The sequence below is a fragment of the Bacillus glycinifermentans genome (genome assembly GCF_001042475.2).
Lineage (GTDB): Bacteria > Bacillota > Bacilli > Bacillales > Bacillaceae > Bacillus > Bacillus glycinifermentans.
Genome location: NZ_LECW02000001.1, coordinates 68,459 through 86,081 on the forward strand (window position 1 = coordinate 68,459; position 17,623 = coordinate 86,081).

20 protein-coding genes are annotated in these 17,623 nt (G+C 43.6%); 4 read left to right on the forward strand and 16 right to left on the reverse strand.

The genetic code is table 11. The features are described 5' to 3' along the window. Positions 1-33: 33 nt before the first annotated feature. From AB447_RS00350 to AB447_RS25615, 5 genes are all read right to left on the reverse strand, one after another. Complete coding sequence (locus AB447_RS00350; RefSeq protein WP_231592091.1) at positions 34-327, reverse strand: hypothetical protein; 294 nt, start codon at positions 325-327, stop codon at positions 34-36. A 142-nt stretch (positions 328-469) separates the two neighbouring features. Further along, the gene (locus AB447_RS00355) at positions 470-793 is read right to left on the reverse strand and encodes a DUF6944 family repetitive protein (RefSeq protein ID WP_048355753.1); all 324 of its coding nucleotides are present in this window, start codon (positions 791-793) and stop codon (positions 470-472) included. A gap of 669 nt (positions 794-1,462) precedes the next feature. After that, positions 1,463-2,221, reverse strand: a complete 759-nt coding sequence (locus AB447_RS00360; protein WP_048355755.1) for a class I SAM-dependent methyltransferase — start codon at positions 2,219-2,221, stop codon at positions 1,463-1,465. A gap of 33 nt (positions 2,222-2,254) precedes the next feature. After that, positions 2,255-3,694 carry a pyridoxal phosphate-dependent decarboxylase family protein gene (locus AB447_RS00365; RefSeq protein WP_048355756.1) on the reverse strand — a complete coding sequence of 480 codons (1,440 nt, stop codon included), beginning with the start codon at positions 3,692-3,694 and terminating at the stop codon, positions 2,255-2,257. A gap of 96 nt (positions 3,695-3,790) precedes the next feature. Further along, positions 3,791-3,940, reverse strand: coding sequence for a MarR family transcriptional regulator (locus AB447_RS25615; protein WP_156183577.1), 150 nt, complete (start codon positions 3,938-3,940; stop codon positions 3,791-3,793). Between the two features lie 214 nt (positions 3,941-4,154). On the opposite strand from AB447_RS25615, the gene AB447_RS00370 reads away from it, so the two are divergent. Both AB447_RS00370 and AB447_RS00375 read left to right on the forward strand, forming a co-directional pair. Then, positions 4,155-4,610 (forward strand): MarR family winged helix-turn-helix transcriptional regulator, encoded by a 456-nt coding sequence (locus tag AB447_RS00370; RefSeq protein WP_048355757.1) that lies wholly within the window; start codon positions 4,155-4,157, stop codon positions 4,608-4,610. After that, positions 4,607-7,267 carry an MMPL family transporter gene (locus tag AB447_RS00375; RefSeq protein WP_048355758.1) on the forward strand — a complete coding sequence of 887 codons (2,661 nt, stop codon included), beginning with the start codon at positions 4,607-4,609 and terminating at the stop codon, positions 7,265-7,267. Before AB447_RS00370 ends, AB447_RS00375 begins: the two co-directional genes overlap by 4 nt. 47 nt (positions 7,268-7,314) lie before the next feature. Here AB447_RS00375 and AB447_RS00380 read toward each other — a convergent pair whose 3' ends face one another. Further along, the gene (locus AB447_RS00380) at positions 7,315-7,854 is read right to left on the reverse strand and encodes a GNAT family N-acetyltransferase (RefSeq protein ID WP_048355759.1); all 540 of its coding nucleotides are present in this window, start codon (positions 7,852-7,854) and stop codon (positions 7,315-7,317) included. Between the two features lie 135 nt (positions 7,855-7,989). On the opposite strand from AB447_RS00380, the gene AB447_RS00385 reads away from it, so the two are divergent. Then, positions 7,990-8,607, forward strand: a complete 618-nt coding sequence (locus AB447_RS00385; protein WP_048355760.1) for a nitroreductase family protein — start codon at positions 7,990-7,992, stop codon at positions 8,605-8,607. Between the two features lie 34 nt (positions 8,608-8,641). On the opposite strand, the gene AB447_RS00390 is transcribed toward AB447_RS00385, so the two are convergent. From AB447_RS00390 to AB447_RS00405, 3 genes are all read right to left on the reverse strand, one after another. Beyond that, entirely contained in the window at positions 8,642-9,298 is a 657-nt protein-coding gene (locus tag AB447_RS00390) for a GntR family transcriptional regulator (RefSeq protein WP_048355776.1), read from the reverse strand. Between the two features lie 112 nt (positions 9,299-9,410). Next, positions 9,411-10,148 (reverse strand): sulfite exporter TauE/SafE family protein, encoded by a 738-nt coding sequence (locus AB447_RS00395; RefSeq protein ID WP_048355761.1) that lies wholly within the window; start codon positions 10,146-10,148, stop codon positions 9,411-9,413. A gap of 190 nt (positions 10,149-10,338) precedes the next feature. Then, positions 10,339-10,842: a DUF1648 domain-containing protein gene (locus AB447_RS00405; protein WP_048355763.1), complete on the reverse strand. Its 504-nt coding sequence runs from the start codon at positions 10,840-10,842 to the stop codon at positions 10,339-10,341. A gap of 418 nt (positions 10,843-11,260) precedes the next feature. On the opposite strand from AB447_RS00405, the gene AB447_RS00410 reads away from it, so the two are divergent. Next, positions 11,261-11,521, forward strand: a complete 261-nt coding sequence (locus AB447_RS00410; RefSeq protein WP_046129084.1) for a YiaA/YiaB family inner membrane protein — start codon at positions 11,261-11,263, stop codon at positions 11,519-11,521. 26 nt (positions 11,522-11,547) lie between these two features. Here the strand turns inward: AB447_RS00410 and AB447_RS00415 are convergent, their stop codons facing one another. From AB447_RS00415 to AB447_RS00445, 7 genes are all read right to left on the reverse strand, one after another. Continuing rightward, complete coding sequence (locus tag AB447_RS00415) at positions 11,548-12,012, reverse strand: hypothetical protein (RefSeq protein WP_048355764.1); 465 nt, start codon at positions 12,010-12,012, stop codon at positions 11,548-11,550. A gap of 74 nt (positions 12,013-12,086) precedes the next feature. Next, positions 12,087-12,533, reverse strand: coding sequence for a hypothetical protein (locus AB447_RS00420; RefSeq protein ID WP_048355765.1), 447 nt, complete (start codon positions 12,531-12,533; stop codon positions 12,087-12,089). Positions 12,534-12,569: 36 nt separating this feature from the next. Next, positions 12,570-13,037: a hypothetical protein gene (locus AB447_RS00425; protein ID WP_048355766.1), complete on the reverse strand. Its 468-nt coding sequence runs from the start codon at positions 13,035-13,037 to the stop codon at positions 12,570-12,572. A gap of 98 nt (positions 13,038-13,135) precedes the next feature. Further along, on the reverse strand, positions 13,136-15,337 hold the full coding sequence (locus AB447_RS00430) for a glycoside hydrolase domain-containing protein (protein ID WP_048355767.1): 2,202 nt from the start codon (positions 15,335-15,337) through the stop codon (positions 13,136-13,138). 87 nt (positions 15,338-15,424) lie between these two features. Then, on the reverse strand, positions 15,425-15,787 hold the full coding sequence (locus tag AB447_RS00435; protein WP_048355768.1) for a DUF2000 domain-containing protein: 363 nt from the start codon (positions 15,785-15,787) through the stop codon (positions 15,425-15,427). After that, positions 15,784-16,695 (reverse strand): DMT family transporter, encoded by a 912-nt coding sequence (locus AB447_RS00440; RefSeq protein ID WP_048355769.1) that lies wholly within the window; start codon positions 16,693-16,695, stop codon positions 15,784-15,786. The genes AB447_RS00435 and AB447_RS00440 overlap by 4 nt, the downstream gene beginning before the upstream one ends. Then, the gene (locus AB447_RS00445; RefSeq protein WP_048355770.1) at positions 16,692-17,528 is read right to left on the reverse strand and encodes an AraC family ligand binding domain-containing protein; all 837 of its coding nucleotides are present in this window, start codon (positions 17,526-17,528) and stop codon (positions 16,692-16,694) included. Before AB447_RS00445 ends, AB447_RS00440 begins: the two co-directional genes overlap by 4 nt. Positions 17,529-17,623 lie beyond the last annotated feature (95 nt).

A 17,623-nucleotide genomic window follows, 5' to 3' on the forward strand; every position in this document is an offset into this window, starting at 1 on the left:
TTGAATTGACGGATTCAAACAGCTGGATGGATCTTAGTACGGATGCTGAGGCAACGGGGTCCCCGGCGGTCTCCACCAAGATTCAACGGTTTTCCAAGCGGTATGATACTGATAGCCTCTTCCCATCAAATATCCAATCGCGACCGCTTCCCTTAATGCGTGCCGGTAACCGAGATGCTGGGCCTCGCGCAATCCGTGTCTGACAACCGGATCTATGGCTGTCAGTGTTTGCTGTTTAAGGTTGGGATCCCGGTAATATAAGTCTGGATATAGATCTGGTTGAAGGTGAGGAACATAATCAGGAGCTTGATGGTAGCTGATATTCAATTTGATATCTCCCCCTTTTTAAGATAATGTATGTTGATATGGGTAGTTGCGGAATAGGCGATAAACATGTCCTTATCATTTTTCCGGGGCTTGAACAGTTTCGGAAAAGAGAGGTATTCGGGTGGACGGAATGATGCAAAAATTAATCGCTTTCCGCTGCGGCTTCAATTACATTTCCGATTGATTGGAACAGCGGGCCCAGAACATCCAGAGCGGCCCCTTTTTTGTCTTTTTCGCTCTTTCCTTGTATTTGAGCCAAAGCAGCTTGAATGCTGTTGCCTAAGGCTTGGATCAGATTGCCTTTAATCTGCAATTCGATTCCTTCTTTTTTGTCTTCCTCTTTTTTAGATAAAAATTTCGTTTGGCCAATAGCTTGAATGTAAGATCCATAGGTTTGTATCCATGCGCTTATCGCATTCAGTTCATCTATTACGTCTTGTGTTTCTTGTGAATTTTGTTTTTTCATTTCATCCCCTCTCTTTCCGGCCCGTTAATTCAATATAATCAAGAGTTTATATTTTGGACTAGGTGTTTTTAGCAGTAAGGATCTTTTTCCATGTTTGACACGACGAAAGACAAGGTATTTGATAAATGGCCCTTTCATGAGAATAGGTTCCTCTATAAAAATAGAAATAAAGACTCCGTTAGAGGCATTTAAAAATCCCATGGAAGCCATTTAATTTTTATGTTAATTTATGCGTTAGACATTGGGATGGAGTTTTTTGTGAAAAATCGGAAGCGCTTTTAGCAGCTTTCACTCTATTATTTACTTTATCTATGAATTCAGTTTCTGTGGCTAATGCTGAAGAATCTAAAAGTTTAGGAACAATTAAAAAAATTAATGACAGTACTGGTGTTGCAGCATCTTGTTTTGAATAATAAATAACGAGGAAAAGAGAAATTCCCTCGTTATGTTAATCTGATATATAAAAAGGTGAATTCATATGAATAAGTTAATATTACCTTCTATAATAGTAATTTTTATTTTGTGGATTTTATTGCAAATAGCATTGAATATGAATATTTTTAAAAATCCGTTGAATTATTGTATCGCCATAGTTATATTTTTCTTGTTTTTAAAGTTTGCAAAAGAAAAATGAATACTTATAACCGGTATTGTTTCAAATTCTTGCTTTTAACGTTTTTTTAATTTAAAAACGATAAAATCAGGACACCTGAAATCTTCTTCAAATGACGGATATTTTTTCAGCATCTCTTCTGACGGCTTTGGTTCTATTATGCCTTCCAGCATGAAGCCTGTTTTCATCAAAGTGTTCATATAGCTCGTCAAGGTTCTATGGAAGAACAGCATATTTTCCCGTTCGCCAAGCTTTTGTTCGTATGTACCTTCATAAAAATATTGATCTACATTCCAATGCAGCTTTTTGCCGTCTTTCGATTTTTCCCAGCCGCTTTCCGGCGTAATGAAGCAGGGATGCAAAATCGAAAAAATAAAACATCCGCGGTCTGTCAGCAGCCGATGCATTTCCTGAAACGCTTTTTCATAATCCGCGAGGTCTTGCATGACCATATTCGATATAATCAAATCAAAGCTTTTGTCTTCTAACATATTCAGGTCTTCACAGTTCCCGTGCCGATACTCAATCGGCAAATCATCCGGCGTTCTTTCCTTGGCAATGTCGATCATTCTCGGAGAGTAATCGACAGCTGTTACAGCAGCTCCGGCCTTGGCCAGCAGCCTGCTGAAATACCCTTCACCGCACCCGGCATCGAGCACACGTTTATTCTTTACCGTATCAATGAGAGAAAAAATGGCAGGATTTAAAAACACTTCTTTATGAATGTCTCCCAGTTCGGTATGATTGGCGGCATATGCATCGGCGAATCGGTTCCATCTTTTAATAGCTTCTTCTGTGCCAATTTTTCTTGTCATAGTTCTCCTCCTTTTCAAAGTCTATTTAATCATTTAAAGCGATAACCTCTGATCATAAAACCCATCTATTTTCTCAAAGACTCTTTCAATATGGGTATTTGAAATAAAAGGATTTAATAAAACAGCGCGGAGCCAGCGGCTTCCTTTAAATGCTGGCAATGAAAAGAAGACGTTTTCTTCATTCAACAAAAACTGCTGCAATTCGAGATTCCAGTTATCCCATTGAGCTTCATCAAGATCCTGCGGAATGCTTCTAAAGCAGACAACGTTTGTATCCGGATCTCCGGACAGTTCGAGATAATGGCGCTGTTTCACCTGTTTGATAAACTCGTCTTTTAATGCAAGGCTTTCATGCAACAGCTCTCTGTATCCTTTTAATCCGATGTGCTGAAGCGATAAATATAATTTCAGGATATCCGCATGCCGCGTGCCCTGAACGTTTATTTCGCCCAGGTTTGTAAAGTCGGTTTCGTTCATATATGGGGCGGAAATGCGAAAATCGGTTTCCAAAACGCCGCGATTCTTGAATAGAACCATTGCACAGGTCTTTGCAATGTACATCCATTTTTGCGGATTGAATGTGATGGAATCGGCCATTTCGATACCGTTCAGCTTGTCGCGGTAAGCTTCTGAAAAAATGAGTGCTCCCCCGTACGCTGCATCAACATGCAGCCACAATCCGTTTTCCCTTGCGATGTCAGCGATCGATCGAATGGGGTCGATACTTCCTGTTACCGTCGTTCCAGCCGTGGCTGCAATCGCAAATGGAATCTTTCCTTCATTTTTTGCCTGGCTGATTTTCTTTTTTAAATCGTCAAGATCCATTTTCGAATCGCTGTTGCTTTTCACCGGGACAATGCTGGAAATTCCCAAGCCCAACAGCATTGCTGCTTTGTGCAAGGAAGTATGGCTGACGTCTGAAGCAAAGATGACCGGCTGTCCGGAAAGTCCGAATAACCCCGATTCCTTCACCTTCAATTGATGATTACGCGCTGCTGCAAGCGCTTGAAGATTCGCGAGGCTCCCGCCGCTTGTCATCACGCCTCCTGAATTGTCATCGTATCCAAACATACGGGCAAAGGTGTCCAACAGCTGTACTTCCATTTTTGAAAAGACAGGCGACATTTCCAGGCTCAGCATATTGTTGTTCACTGAAGTGCTGACGAATTCTCCCAGACAAGACATTAGAGTCGGAATGGAATCCATATGCCCCATATAATTCGGGCTTAGAGGATTCATGGAGTTTTTTACAATCGCCTGCAACTTTTTTAAAAGCTCTTCTAATTCGATCCCAGTCTCGGGTATATCGCCGTAATGCGATGATTCCGGGGAAGGCAAAGTGCGGTGATTCCCGGCGCTGCTTCCGTGCTCAATGACGAATTTGACGATTTGATCAACAAGAATCGAGATTTCCTTAATATTCTGACCATTCGGATCGATAAAGGCGTTCTTGGGCAAAAAGGATGGTTTCATAGTTCACACGCTGCTTTCTTTCACATTTTTCTTAATTATAGCATTGTGGTCATTCAGGTGTTCGAAAACTAGAACCTGTTTGTGCAGCAGGCATTTTCAGGGAAGGAGAAATTGACGGAAAGCGGAAGTTGCTATGAAAACTTTATGGTTTGGCGCTTTTGTCACATAGCCGTCGGCTTCCAATGAGCCGATGACGCTCGTCAGCTGCTGTTTTGTGATATTCAATCCGATGCTGATGTCTTTCATGTGTAAGGCTCCTTTTTGCACATGCATATGCGTCAGGGATCAATCCGATATATTCTGTATAAGTGTTAAATCAACTGCGTTTTATCGAAAAGGTACAAATTAGTTGCTAATTTTCGTTCTGGTAAAAATATTGACGTCATATAGTTTAACGGTATAAACTATATGACATGTGAATAAAGTTTAGTGGTATAAACGAATGCAGAGGTGAACCCTTTTGGATGAAAAGAAATTGTGCCAGGCAATCGATCTCTTTGCAGAAGTATTGTTTGTCGGCACAGAGTTTGTTCAGCGCGAAATTGACCAGGATGTGTTTCAGCATATATCAAGGGAACAGGCTGATTTATTAACGGTTTTAAAAATTAAAGGACCTTCCACTCCGGGAAGCCTTGCGCTCATACAAAACGTACATAAAAGCGCCGTTTCCAACAGGCTGAAGAAGCTGCTGGAAAAAGGACTCGTTGAATGGGATGACTCTCCTGTCCAGCACGATAAACGTTCCAAGCTTATCAAAATTACGGAGCAAGGCGAAAACATCATGGAAGAATTAGATTCGGCCATTTTTAAGGCTCTAAAAAAAGTAATTGATGAGACAGATGAGGAACACTTGGATTCCTTTATCGAGATATTCACGATGTTAAAACAAAAATTTAAAGGAGACGTGACGGAATGAGATTGATCGTCAAATACAAATGGATCATTGCCGCATGCGTTTTAGCACTTACGGTCATCTTGAGTTTGTTTTCCCCGAACCTGACCGAACTGGCAAATCAAAAGGGGCAGGTACAGCTTCCGAATGATTCGGTGTCTGAGCAGGCGAAGGAGATTCTGAAAAACGCCGGGGAAAACAATAACACGATCAGCGTTGTCTTTACGCTGGATCACGCCTTTAAGAAAGACGAAAAACAAAACATGCATGATGTAGCGGATCAGATCAAAAAGATCGAGGGGGTGAAAGGCGTTACATCCCCTTTTTCAGGCGATAAGGAGATACAAGATCAACTGATATCAAAGGATAAGAAAACGGTCCTCATTCCCGTTACGGTCACAGGATCGGATAAACAAGTGGAAAAGATCGCGGACCGCATTTACCAAATCGTTCCCGACGATCTAACGGCATACATTACAGGAGCGTCTCTCATTAATCAGGACTTTGCGCACAGCTCAGAGGAAGGGCTGAAGAAAACCGAAGTTATCACGGTCTTTTTAATTATCGGTTTGCTTTTGGTTGTTTTTCGGTCAGTCGTAACGCCTTTTGTTCCGATTATCGCTGTCGGTTTTTCCTATTTGATCAGCCAATCGCTGTTGGCGATCCTGGTTCATCATGTTGATTTTCCGATTTCGAGTTTTACGCAGACGTTTTTGGTGGCGATCCTGTTCGGGATCGGGACGGATTATTGCATCCTTCTTCTGACGCGCTTCCGCGAAGAGCTGGCAAACGGGCATGACAAAATAGAGTCCACTTTGATCGCTTACCGCACAGGGGGGAAAACGCTCTTTATCAGCGGCTTTGCCGTATTGATCGGTTTTTCTTCCCTCGGGTTTGCCAAATTTGCGATATTCCAATCTGCCGTAGGTGTCGCCGTCGGGGTTGGCGTATTAATGATCATCTTGTATACGCTGCTGCCGTTGTTTATGGTGACCCTGGGTGAAAAATTATTTTGGCCGTCCAAAAAAGTGCTTTCTCACAGCGACAATAAATTGTGGGCGTTTCTTGGCAGACATTCGGTTGCGCGCCCGTTCTTGTTTATCATCATCACGGCTATCATTACAGTTCCGTTTATTTTAACGTATAATGATCAAATTTCTTTCGATTCCACTTCGGAAATCAGCAGCAGCTATAAATCGGTAAAAGGCCTTGAAGTGATAAAAGAAGGGCTCGGCGAAGGAAAAGCCTTCCCGGTGAATGTCGTCATCAAAGGGGAAAACAAACTGACGACGGCTGAAACGATTCCTTATCTCGGGAACGTCAGCAAAGCCATTGAGAAGGTGGATCACGTCGATTCGGTGATGACGATCACGCAGCCGACCGGAAAGGAAATTGAAGGCCTGTCGATTGATCACCAGCTTGGGGCGGTTTCAGACGGACTTGATAAAGCGGCAAAAGGAATCGGCGATGTTCAAAGCGGTTTAACTGATGTAGAAGCAGGCCTAAGACAAATCGCGGGGCAAGCCGCAGGTTCTGCCGGGAGCGGACAATCGGGCGGTTCGCTGGGGGATGCGGCTGATGGGTTGGGGAAAATCAACAGCCAGCTCCAGCTCGTCAGCAAACAGATGGCTCAAACGGGTAACACCGCGCAGGCAGTGCCTCAGCTGACTGCAATCAGCGGCCAGCTTGGGCAGATTCAAAGCGGGCTTGAGCAAGCTGATCAGCAGCTTGCAGGACAAGAGCAGCAGGCCGGAACGCTGAAAGAAAGCCTAGGTAAGCTTGCAGACGGTGTGAAGAGCGCAAATGACGGCCTTGCAAAAGTGACTGACGGCATCACGGCTTCCGCTGATATGCTGAAGGACATGAGCAAAAGCTCTGCAGTGAAGGATACGGGGATATTCATTCCCGATCAGGTCATGAAAAATAAAGAATTTAAGAAGGCAATTGACAATTATTCATTTTCAGACGGAAATGGCGTCCAATTAAGCGTGGCGCTGGATATCAATCCGTATTCGGAACAGGCCATTACAACGGTCAATCAGATCAAAAAAGCACTCGCCGATGAAGTCTCAGGCACTCCTTTGAAGGATGCAACGATTGCGTACGGCGGAGTCTCCAGTCAGAACGCCGATTTAAAAGAGCTGTCGACGACAGACTTATCCCGCACGATGACGATTATGGTCATCGGTTTGTTTGCGGTGCTGACGATTTTGTTCCGTTCGATGATCATGCCCATCTATATGATTGCGTCTCTATTTATCACATATTACACGTCGATATCGATTACGGAGCTGATTTTTGTCCGGATCATGGGCGACGACGGGGTCAGCTGGGCCGTTCCGTTCTTCAGCTTTGTGATCCTGATCGCTTTAGGGGTGGATTATTCGATTTTCCTGCTTGACCGGTTTAAGGAAGAGGTGCACCTCGGTATCAATCAAGGTATTGTAAAGTCTATGAGCAAGATGGGGTCTGTGATTATGACGGCAGCCGTTATTCTGGCCGGTACATTCGCGGCTATGATGCCTTCGGGGGTCAATACGCTGATGCAGGTGGCGACAGTCGTCATTGTCGGCCTTCTGCTATACGGCCTCGTCATCCTGCCGCTGTTGATTCCGGCGATCACTGTGACGTTCGGAGAAGGCAACTGGTGGCCGTTTGGCAGAAAAAAGAGCGGAGAATAATAGCAAGAGAGTGATGAACAATCGATGTTCATCACTCTTTTTTAGATTTAAAACGTCAAATACCAGTAAATCGCGATTTCATCTTGATGTTGATCGATGCCTTTATACAAGAAGAGATCAAACCCGCCGATTTCAAATCCGAAGTTTTCATAAAATTTGCATGCCTTTACATTGTTGTTCTGCGTTTCCAGCGTGATCCCCGCGAGGCCCTTTTCCTGCGCCCAGCGTTTGACTTGCTCCATTAATTTCCGCCCGATTCCATGGCGTCTAAACGCTGGGTCGACCTTGATGTCCTCGATATAGGCATATTCATTCCAGTTCCGTTTGACTGCGGCAAGTCCTGCAGGCTGATTGCCGGCAAACGCCAAATAAACGGCTTGATCGGGGTTATCGAGATATGCAGAGTAATCAGCGGGCTCTAACTCATCCGTATAGCTTTTTTTACAGCTTGGAATTGGTTTTACTGAATATCGGATTTTATTTTCCTCAAGCGTGAGAAGGAGAACCGAGTCTACGATGAAACTGTCATCGATTTCGGGCAGCCGGCCCAGATCCCCGCTTGTCATTTTTCTAATGGTTATGTTCATGCTCTGAGTTCACCTCATTTTTTAACATCGTATCATAACAGCGAAGTGAGCGCTTCTAAACAATAGGGGGGTGTCGCCGATATTATAAGTAAGGAAACTTATCGGAAAAGTATAGATAGAATGGAGTTTTTGAGAATGGAATTTAACGAGCTTATCGAAACGCGTCACTCCGCAAATAATTTTCTGGAAGATGTTCAAATCACGGTGAAAGATTTGGAGCATATCTTTGAAGATATCAAGCTTGCGCCTTCGGCGTTCAATTTGCAGCATGCAGAGTATAAAGTAGTATTGGATAAGGATTTAAAAGAAAAAGTCAAGGAAGCTGCGAACGGCCAATATAAAGTGCATTCAGCCTCTGCCGTGATTTTAGTGACGGGAGACCGCTACGCCTACCGGCAAACGGAAAAAATCAACGAAGGCATGAGGGATTTAGGAATTATTAAGGACTTTGAGCTGCATGAAATGATCGAAAACAATACCCACTTTTACGAGTCGCGGGGGGAGCAATTTATGAAGGAAGAGGCTATTCGCAATGCTTCTCTTTCTGCGATGATGTTTATGCTCGCCGCCAAGAACCGGGGGTGGGACACATGCCCGATGATCGGATTTGACAGCGATCAAGTTCGCGATCTGCTGAAGATCCCGGATACACATGAAATCGTCCTCATGATAACGATCGGCAAAGAAAAAGAAAGCAGCCGCCGCTTGAGAGGATATCGCAAACCGGTTAATGAATTTGTTTCTTTCTATTAAAAATGGGGGGCGGCCGTAAGAAAGGCCGCCCTTTTTATTGATGAGACAGCACAGCGGTTAAGTGGTCAAGATCAAGCTGAAGGTGGCGAATCATCGCTTTTGATGCCTGTTCGTCGTCTCTTTGTTTCATATGGCGAAAAATTTCCCGATGCTGCTCCAAAATGGCTTCAGCCCGTTTTTCTCCTTCAAAATTCAAAATACGGAAATAATAAATTAACCCTTCCAAATCGTTGAGCTGTTTCCGCAATAGACTGTTTTGTGTATATTGGATAATTAAGTCGTGGAATGTATCATTTAATTCGATAATCGTGTTTTGCTCCTTGGATTGAAGGATGGCTTCCTCCGTTTTTTGCAAAACGCCTTCGATCGTTTTCAGTTCCTCTGCCGTTGCAATTCTTGCCGTCAATCCCGCAGCGAATGATTCAAGCGCCATCCGGCAAAAATAGATTTCTTCAACGTCCTTTATTGTCGGCTGATAGACCTTCACTCTTGAGTCGATGACGATGAGCCCCTCTTTTTCCAGAACCCTGATCGCTTCTCTTAAAGGGCTTTTGCTGACGCCGAGCTCCTTGGCTAACTTCGCTTCGGCGATTCGTTCACCGGGTTTTAATTTCCCTTCAAATATCATTCGCTTAATCGCATGGTAGGATTGTTCATAAAACGGTTTTGGTTTTTCAATCACGCTTCTCATCCTCGTATTCGTTCTCATTTCGTATTTTACCACAGGTTCCTACGTTATCTCCCACTATAACCACTCCAAGTGCAGGATAAACAAAATGCCCGGCCGCAAGCCGGGCACTGAATTAAAATAAGAGCATGAATCCTGAAACGGCGGGAGTTAAAAATAAACCCGATTTCAAGACGACTTTCGGCAGGACATTGGTGAATTTAGCCCCGACATATGCGCCGCACATCGTGCCGATCAGGATTTTGACCAATAGCATATAATCGACGAATCCTTCTGAAATATAGCCGATCCCACCGCCTAATGAGAGCGGAATAATGACGAGCATTGTCGTTCCTACGGAATGGCGAATCGACAGGTTCAGCATCATCATCAACCCGATTTGAATAAAAGGCGCAGAGCCGATTCCGAACGTTCCGGACAGGACGCCGGCCACGATTCCCAATAAACAGGCCTTGATCCAAAAGGCAAGGTTCGTTTCCTGGGGAGCTTCTTTTTCTTTCAAAAAGAATAATCTGATTAAAATCAGGATGGCCGATAAAAATAACATTCCTGCGGTCATATAATGCAATGAACTTGAAGGTATCAGAGAAGTCAGCTTAGCTCCTACAAAGGATCCCGCTGCTGCAAAACAGCCGACGGTTAAGCCGATTTTCAGCTTGATATTTCCTTCGCGAAAGTGGCTGTACGTGCCTGATAAACTCGTGAAAGCCATGCCGGCCAGAGACGTTCCCAATGCTGTATGAATCGGAATGTGAAACAGAATCGTTAACAGCGCGATGACGAATCCGGCTCCACCGGCTCCGACAAAGCCTAGTAAAAGACCTAGGAAAAACATAACGAAAACAATCGACATGTTGCTTCTTCTCCTTTATGAAAACCTGATTTTGCACAATCTCGGGGTCGACGGTATTCGGTCGACCATAATGGATAACAACATCTTACTCTATTATTTTCATATTGACAAGCCGGCCTGGTATGAGGACATTGATTTCAGCGAACCGGCCGAACATACGAAAAAGGCCCCGGCAGAGGACCTTTTTAAGCTATTGTATCTTTTTGCGTTTGATCATGCTCGATGCAATAAGAAAACCGACGGCAAATAGGGCGATCGGCAAAAACCATTTGCCAAAACCGCTGCCCCAGCCTAAAGCAATCGAGACAGACTCAAGCAGAATGAAAGAAAATATAATGATACACACGTTTTTTAGTTGATTGATCAGTTTTCGGCTGTGCAAATAAAAGCGTTCTGCGTTTGCCTCATTCAACCGTTTAGGATAATTGTGGATTTCAGGGTGCTTTTCCAAAAGCGTCATAAGCAAGAGAATGAACATTCCGATTCCGGGCAATATGATCAGCTCCCATTTTGATCCCCAGCGGTCTGCTTCACCGAGTACACCATAATGTACGGGCACTTCTTCAGGAAGCTTGCTCCAAATCGAGAACAAAAAGACGATCGATCCGGCGTAGCATAAACAGCCTAACACGTCCCAGATCTTTTCGCTTACGGTCTTTGGAATGTTTGCTTTTTGGCCTGGCGAATGTGACATCTTTTCTCCCCCTCTTTATTTTTATACGGACGAAGTGTGAAAAAGTTCGGTTTCTTTTATGCATAAACAATGGTTTCAGATGGCAATTACCGAAAAATATCGAGGATTGAACCATGAAAGAATCGTCAATCAGGTCAATGTTTATCAAATCAGTGACTTACGATTAATGTTTTTTCCCTTTATTCTTTATTGAAGCGATTTTGACCCGAAATGGCCGCTTCATGCGTCAACCCCGGAAACAACCTGCCGGGCGGTTTGCAGAATAAGGCCGCCCTCCGTATATTAGCGATTCCAAGAAATTAGGTCTATACGATCATCGTGTGACATATTTACTAAATTGTGTGTGAAAAGGAATATCGTTCTTCTTTTGGATGGGTAAATCAAGTATAATAGTTTTAGTTTTTTAGGAGGTATTAAGATGCAGAAGTATAGACGGAGAAATACAACGGCTTTTACGGTCATGGCATATTTCACATTTTTTGCAGGCGTTTTTTTGTTTTGTATCGGTCTTTACAATGCCGACAACCTGCAGCTCAATGAAAAAGGCTATTACATCGCTGTGATGATTTTAGTGGCGGTGGGCGCGATTCTGACGCAGAAAGTGACGCGTGATAATGCCGAAGACAATGAGATCATCGCCGAGCAGGAAAGAAGACAGAATATGTCTAATATGGAGTGATGGGAAGGCATCGAAGGATGCCTTCTTTATTTTTTGCGGTTTAACATATTTTCATATTTGTTTTCAAGGAGGACATCAATCATCCCGATGATTTTTGTATGGTTTGATTTTTTTCTAAAGTGTAAAAAGTTTTGGTCTTTGTTTCTTTGCGATTTAGTGATCGTGCCGAACACCCAGATGGAGCTGGCTATCAGTAGTATCGTTAATATAAAAGGAAAAAAATTATATTCAATGTCATACGAAATGGAGACGGCTTGACCAGTAAATATAGCAGTTATAATGCTGGCGGTGAAGGAGCTATAAAGCGAGGCTTTTATCACATGGCCGATTTTCAGCGTTGGCCCTGAAAAATAAACTTTCAATCGGTTTAACGTGGATAAATCTTGTTTTTCGAGGTATGCCATCAGCTCTTCATCGTTTTCAGCTTTCGAAAACAATATAGCTTCTGCCGTTTGTCTTGTTTCTTCGAATAATTGTTTGTCTGTTTGCATGTCTTTTGTCCTCCAAATCACAACATTTTAGATTGATCGACGAACCAAAGCAGAGGCGAATGTCCCTCTGCTTTTTAATCAAATTTCTTTTTGAAACGTTCATCTAAAATAAAATCAATCATACCCGTAATCCTGGAATATTCCGCTCTTTTTTGGAAGTGCAGGATTGTTTGCATTGGTCCTTTTCGCGAGGAGGTCAGCATCTTGGCGATCCAAAGAAAAGAGAAGATTAGATAAAACATGAAGAGGAATGAAAATAGCCTTGAAAGATCATAGGTGGAGGAGGAGACTTGACCAGATAAAAAGGCCGCCATAATTACAGCGGTAATACTGCTGAAAAAAATGGCTTTAATAAAATACGTTAATGTGAAACTGGGATTTGAAAAATAAATTTTTAACTGATTTAATGTAACAGAATCTTGATTTGCAAGGTATGCAAGCAGCTCATCGTCACTTTTGTGAGACTCAAGGAGTTTGGCTGTATGTTCAGCTTTTTGAAATAATTGTTTTTCGTTGCTCATTGGATTGTCACTCCTACATAAAAAATATGTGAGATTTTATTGGTACGGTATATTTTTCAATGCCTTTTTGTATTTTTGTTGTAAAACATAATCAATCATTTTTACGATACGTGCAAACTCGGCTTTCTTGGAAAAGTGTGCAATGAATTGAATCGGCTTTTTTTTCAAGGTGACAAGCTGTTTAAGCACCCAGAAGATACCCCCCGCAAATATGACGGCTAATATTATAATGGAGATGCCGGAAACGAAAGGGATTATCGAATCTGCTTGACCAGAAAGAATTGCAGTTATGAACGAAGCCAATATTATACTGAAAAATGCTGCACTGATGAAATAATGAAGTGCAAATGAAGGATCAGAGTAATAGACTTTCAGCTGATTTAAGGTTAGTGAATCTTGTTTAGCGAGAAAGGCTAATAACTCTTCGTCGCTCTTATCGCGGTAAGTTTTAAGGGTTTTGGCTGTTTTTTGCGTTGCAGTGAATACTTGTTTGTCTGTGTTCAATGTAAATACCTCCACGAGACTTTATATATTAAAGATTTGGAAAAACTGCATAAATACATTATATTATGTATTTATGCAGCTTTCATTAAATAAACAAATTAATCAGCTGTTATTTCGCCAAATATCGCAAATAACACAGCAGACACTGCCGTACCAATAGCGATTTCAGGTGCTGCAGTTCCTACTATGACAACAGCTGCTACGCCAACAGTAGCTGCTATAATTCCTCCAACTGCAACCCCAACTGCTCCCCAATCGATTGGTAAAGCTTCTTCAGGAGCTACAACTGGTTTGCTAGGTGAGACATATAACTTCTTAATTTTAAAGGTAATTGTAGCCGACATTTCAGTTTTTGTATCGCCTACTACCGGAATTTCATTGCTAAATATAGTTAATGAAAGATCCAAAGATTCAACAGAAGGTGAAACGTTTACCAAAATATAGCCGTTACGCACCGACAATCCGATATTCTTTAAGAGCTCATCATACGAATGAATTTGTGAAGAACTCAATGATGTTTTTGAGTTTCCTAATACTTCTGTAATCGATGCTCCGACCTTCCCGTTTTTAACTTGCAGTGTACCCGGTGACGTTTCACTTGGCTTTTTAAATACCAGTGAAGTAGACAACGTAATATCCAAGTATAGAGATTTGTAAACTGTCTCAGTTTTATCAAAAATAAACATTGTTGTAAATAGTTCAGAAATACTGCTCAGTGCCGGGATATTTGCCAAAATGTTTCTCAATGTGCGAACGCGTGCATCATACACCGGATCTGACGACGGGGTGACGCTTGCCGTTCCTTTGTCTCTGCCTGAATAGGCGTCTTTATCAATACCGATGGTGCCGCTGCCTGTACCGATTGAATGTTCGTAGAATTGGTCAAAGGCCCAGTTTTTCGGCATTGTGTAGCCGAGGTTGCCGCTGAAGCCGGTCGACATGTCGGCGACGAAGCTGTATTCCGTCAATCCTGCGTCGGCTGTTCTGATACAGATGTTTCTTGGCCCGTATACGCCGATCTTATATTTTGGCGAATTCGGAATGCTTTGCATTTTGTCAAACGCTGCTCTGATTTCATTAAAATACGGGATGATTTTGTCTGTTACTTCGTAATCATATGCGTCGAAATCAACGGCAAAATAAATGGTTGTGCCGGATGGGAAGCCTAATCCTTGTGCTGCGTTGACAGCGGCATACGCATCTGTTGTTCCTTGATTTTCTACGAAATACGAGGATTCGTAGCCGCCGTCCTGATAAATCGGAAATACTCTTAAACCTTCATTAAAAATGGTTGAAAGCTCAGCGGGAGTCATTGCTTTTGATTTAAGGCCGCTGCTTGTCCGCACATTGCCCGTTAAATATCTGCCGACAACTTTATATCCGTTGTTACGTAAAGTTTTTGCAGTTGCCGTCGTTAGAACCGTGGAAGTGTCGCAGGCCGCGGCAGCACGCGAAGTATCGCCGGAGCTTGACAATAGTGCCTTGATCGTTGCCATATTGGCAATTCCCGTTGCCGGCAAACACATGAAGCTTTGAAAGCGTGAGACGGCAGATTCCACTTCTGCATCATAAACGCCGTCAAATTCACCTGATGGGTATCCATTGCAATATAATGCGTATTGAAGAATCAGCACGAACTTTGTTCTGGAATCGCCTGGTTTGAGTGTCGGGCATTTGCTTGTTGTCCCTGGTCCAAAATTGCCGTTTGCCACACTTGTACTCATGCCTTCTTCTTTTTGCAAAGCATAAATCAGTGCCTTATTTGTCTCTCTGGAATAAACGCCGTCACAAGGCATTAATCCGAAATAAGCATTGTAATCCCGGTTTAAATTTTGCTGAATTTGACGGATTTTCGTATCACCATTTCGAAGCAATTTAAAAGCGCTCATATTGAGCAGAGCTTTCATGATTTGTGCAGTGACAACACCGTCTTGTTTGGCTAGACCTGCAGCTCTCTGAAACCTTTTCACGGCATCCTCTGTACTCTCAAAGAAGTTACCCGTTAAACCGCCGGGATTAAATCCACTTCCTTTACACCAAAAAGCGCCTTGCAGAATGTAATTTAAGTTTGTAGGTTTTTCAGTTTTTTTCTGCTTTTTTAGCGGCACAAACCTACTCTCTGTCGCCGGCCCGAAATTATCGGCGGGCTCTGCGATACCGAGTTCGATCTGCAATGCTCTCGTTAAACCGTAAATCGTTTCCCAGCTTGGTTTTCCGTTCTCTTTCACCTTGTTGTAGCCGTGTTTTCCGCTGTAGGTTTTGTTTAGCCATTCCTGAGTTTTCAATACCATTTGATCCATAGAAGGTCCCTCTTTTCTTTATTTAGGCTTTCACTATTAGGTGGCAAACGTATGACAAAAAAATAAGGGCCTTGACCCATTCAGCAGTCAATGCCCGTAATTGTTTATTTTAACAGCCCCACGCTCCCGGTCAGTCTGTTTTTCAATATATGCTTCATATGTATGACAGCTTTGCGCCACATCGGTAAAGTCGACGACGAGGATATCGTCGAACTCGTTGGTGAGCAGCTTTTTCCTCAGTTCATAAAGAAGCCCGGCGTTTCCTTTTAAGATGGGGATGGGGACGTTGACGATCCCCAGATGCTCGATCCCTGAGCCGTCTGTTACGTTCCCGCCGAGGAGGGCGGGGTTGTTTTTGCCGAGCGCCGCGCCGAGAATGGCGGCTGTATTGGCGATTAGTCCGACAGGCAGGCTTTCGTCTATGACGAGTGCGCATTTTGTTTCATTCAAGACGTATGCTCCTCCTTCAGCTGCGGTTTAGATTTCATCTCCGAAATATAAAGGCCGGTGAGTGTCAGCGCGCCTCCGACAAGGGCGATCCATGTCAGTTGTTCGTGCAAAATGATAATCGAAGCGGCAATCGTGATCACGGGCACCATATAAATGTAGGCGCTCGTTTTCACGGCTCCGAGCACCCCGACCGACCAGTTCCATGTCACGAAGCAAAGAGCGGATGCGCCAGCACCCAGAAACAAGATGTTCAGCAGGTTGACGGAGGAAGCGAATGGGCTGAGTGTAAAACGGAAGTCAAACATGAACAAAGCCGGGATCATAAAGATCAGCCCGTAAAGAAAGATGCGCTGAGTGCATTGAATCGTGTGATGGCGAAACACGCTGATTTTTTTCATTAAAATGGCGTATATTCCCCAAACGAAAGCAGAGGCTGCGGCAAGCAGGTCACCGAAAGGATTCAGCTTGAGCACGACGTTTCCATTGAAAGATATAAGCAAGAGACCGGTAAAAGCGGCGGCAAATCCAATGAAAAAGTGCGGTTTAAGCTTCTCGCCGTCCAGAAGGAAATGAGCCAGGACGGCTGTGATCATCGGGATCACCGAGACGATCATGCCGACATTTGAAGCATATGTGTAGGTAAGCGCGATATTTTCCAATAAGAAATACAAGGTTACGCCGCATAAGCCGGCCCCTGCAAAAAGGATCTCCTGCCGCAGGCTCTGTACGTTCAGAACGCGCGGATCAACGATGAGAAGGACGATCAATCCAAGCAAAAATCGATAAAACAATATCTCCATGGGCGAAAAATCCTCGAGAAGCACCTTTGTCGAGACAAAGGTCGTCCCCCAGATGAGAATCGTTAAAACGGCTGCAAGGTGTCCGGCGGTTTCAGGTCGATGATTCATCCTTCAATCTCCAATCTGTCTTGTTCAAAGATTTTCATATATTGTTTCGGTGTCAGCCCGACCTGCCGCTTGAAAAACTTCGTTAAATGGCTTTGGTCGCTGAAGCCCGTTTGAAAGGCGGCGTCGATCGGTTTTACTCCTTGTTCCAGAAGCTTTTTCGCCTGATTGATGCGTACGGTTTCCAGGTCGCTGTACGGAGAAATTCCTTTTTGCTTCGTAAACGACCGCAGCAAATGATACTTGCTCCAGCCCGTGAGCCCGCTGAGATCATCAAGCCTAATATTTTCCGTATAATGCTCTTCCAAATAACCGCACACGGTTTTGACTTCATCGGACGGTTCGGGTGCGCGTTCGGGGAACGTCACGTCAGAATACGTTCTGATCAGCTCTTCAAGAAGGTTGAGAAACAGCTCCTCCTTTTGAAGAGCTTTTTCTTTTTGCAAAATTTGCACGTGCAGTTCCTTCAAGCTGGACGTCAGCTCGTGGCGGAACAACACGTTTTGCGTGAAGTAAGGGAGACTTTCGGCGCCCGTTATCTCCTTCACGGCTTTTTGCATCACATCAGGCATGACGTTGATGCTGCGGTAATCAAGCGCCTTTCCGTCAATTTGCTCGCAGCTGTGCGTATCGTGGGGATTAAACAGCAGGAGATCACCGGGGTTGATGATGTACTCCTGTCCCTTGCAAAGCAAATAGCGCTGTCCTTTTTCGATAAAGCCGATCACATAATATTCGTGAAAGTGGTTCGGGAACTTCTGCATGATTCCTTTGAAACGATAGGCTTCAACCTGCAGGTCTTGATCAAGGATCAGCGTCCGGGTTTCTTCTCGCATAACGGACCTCCTGTCGGTGTTGTCGATTGTTTTAGTTTAGCATGTTTTTCGGGGATTTCTTGTATGATGTTGCGGTTTGAAAGATTGAAATTTTT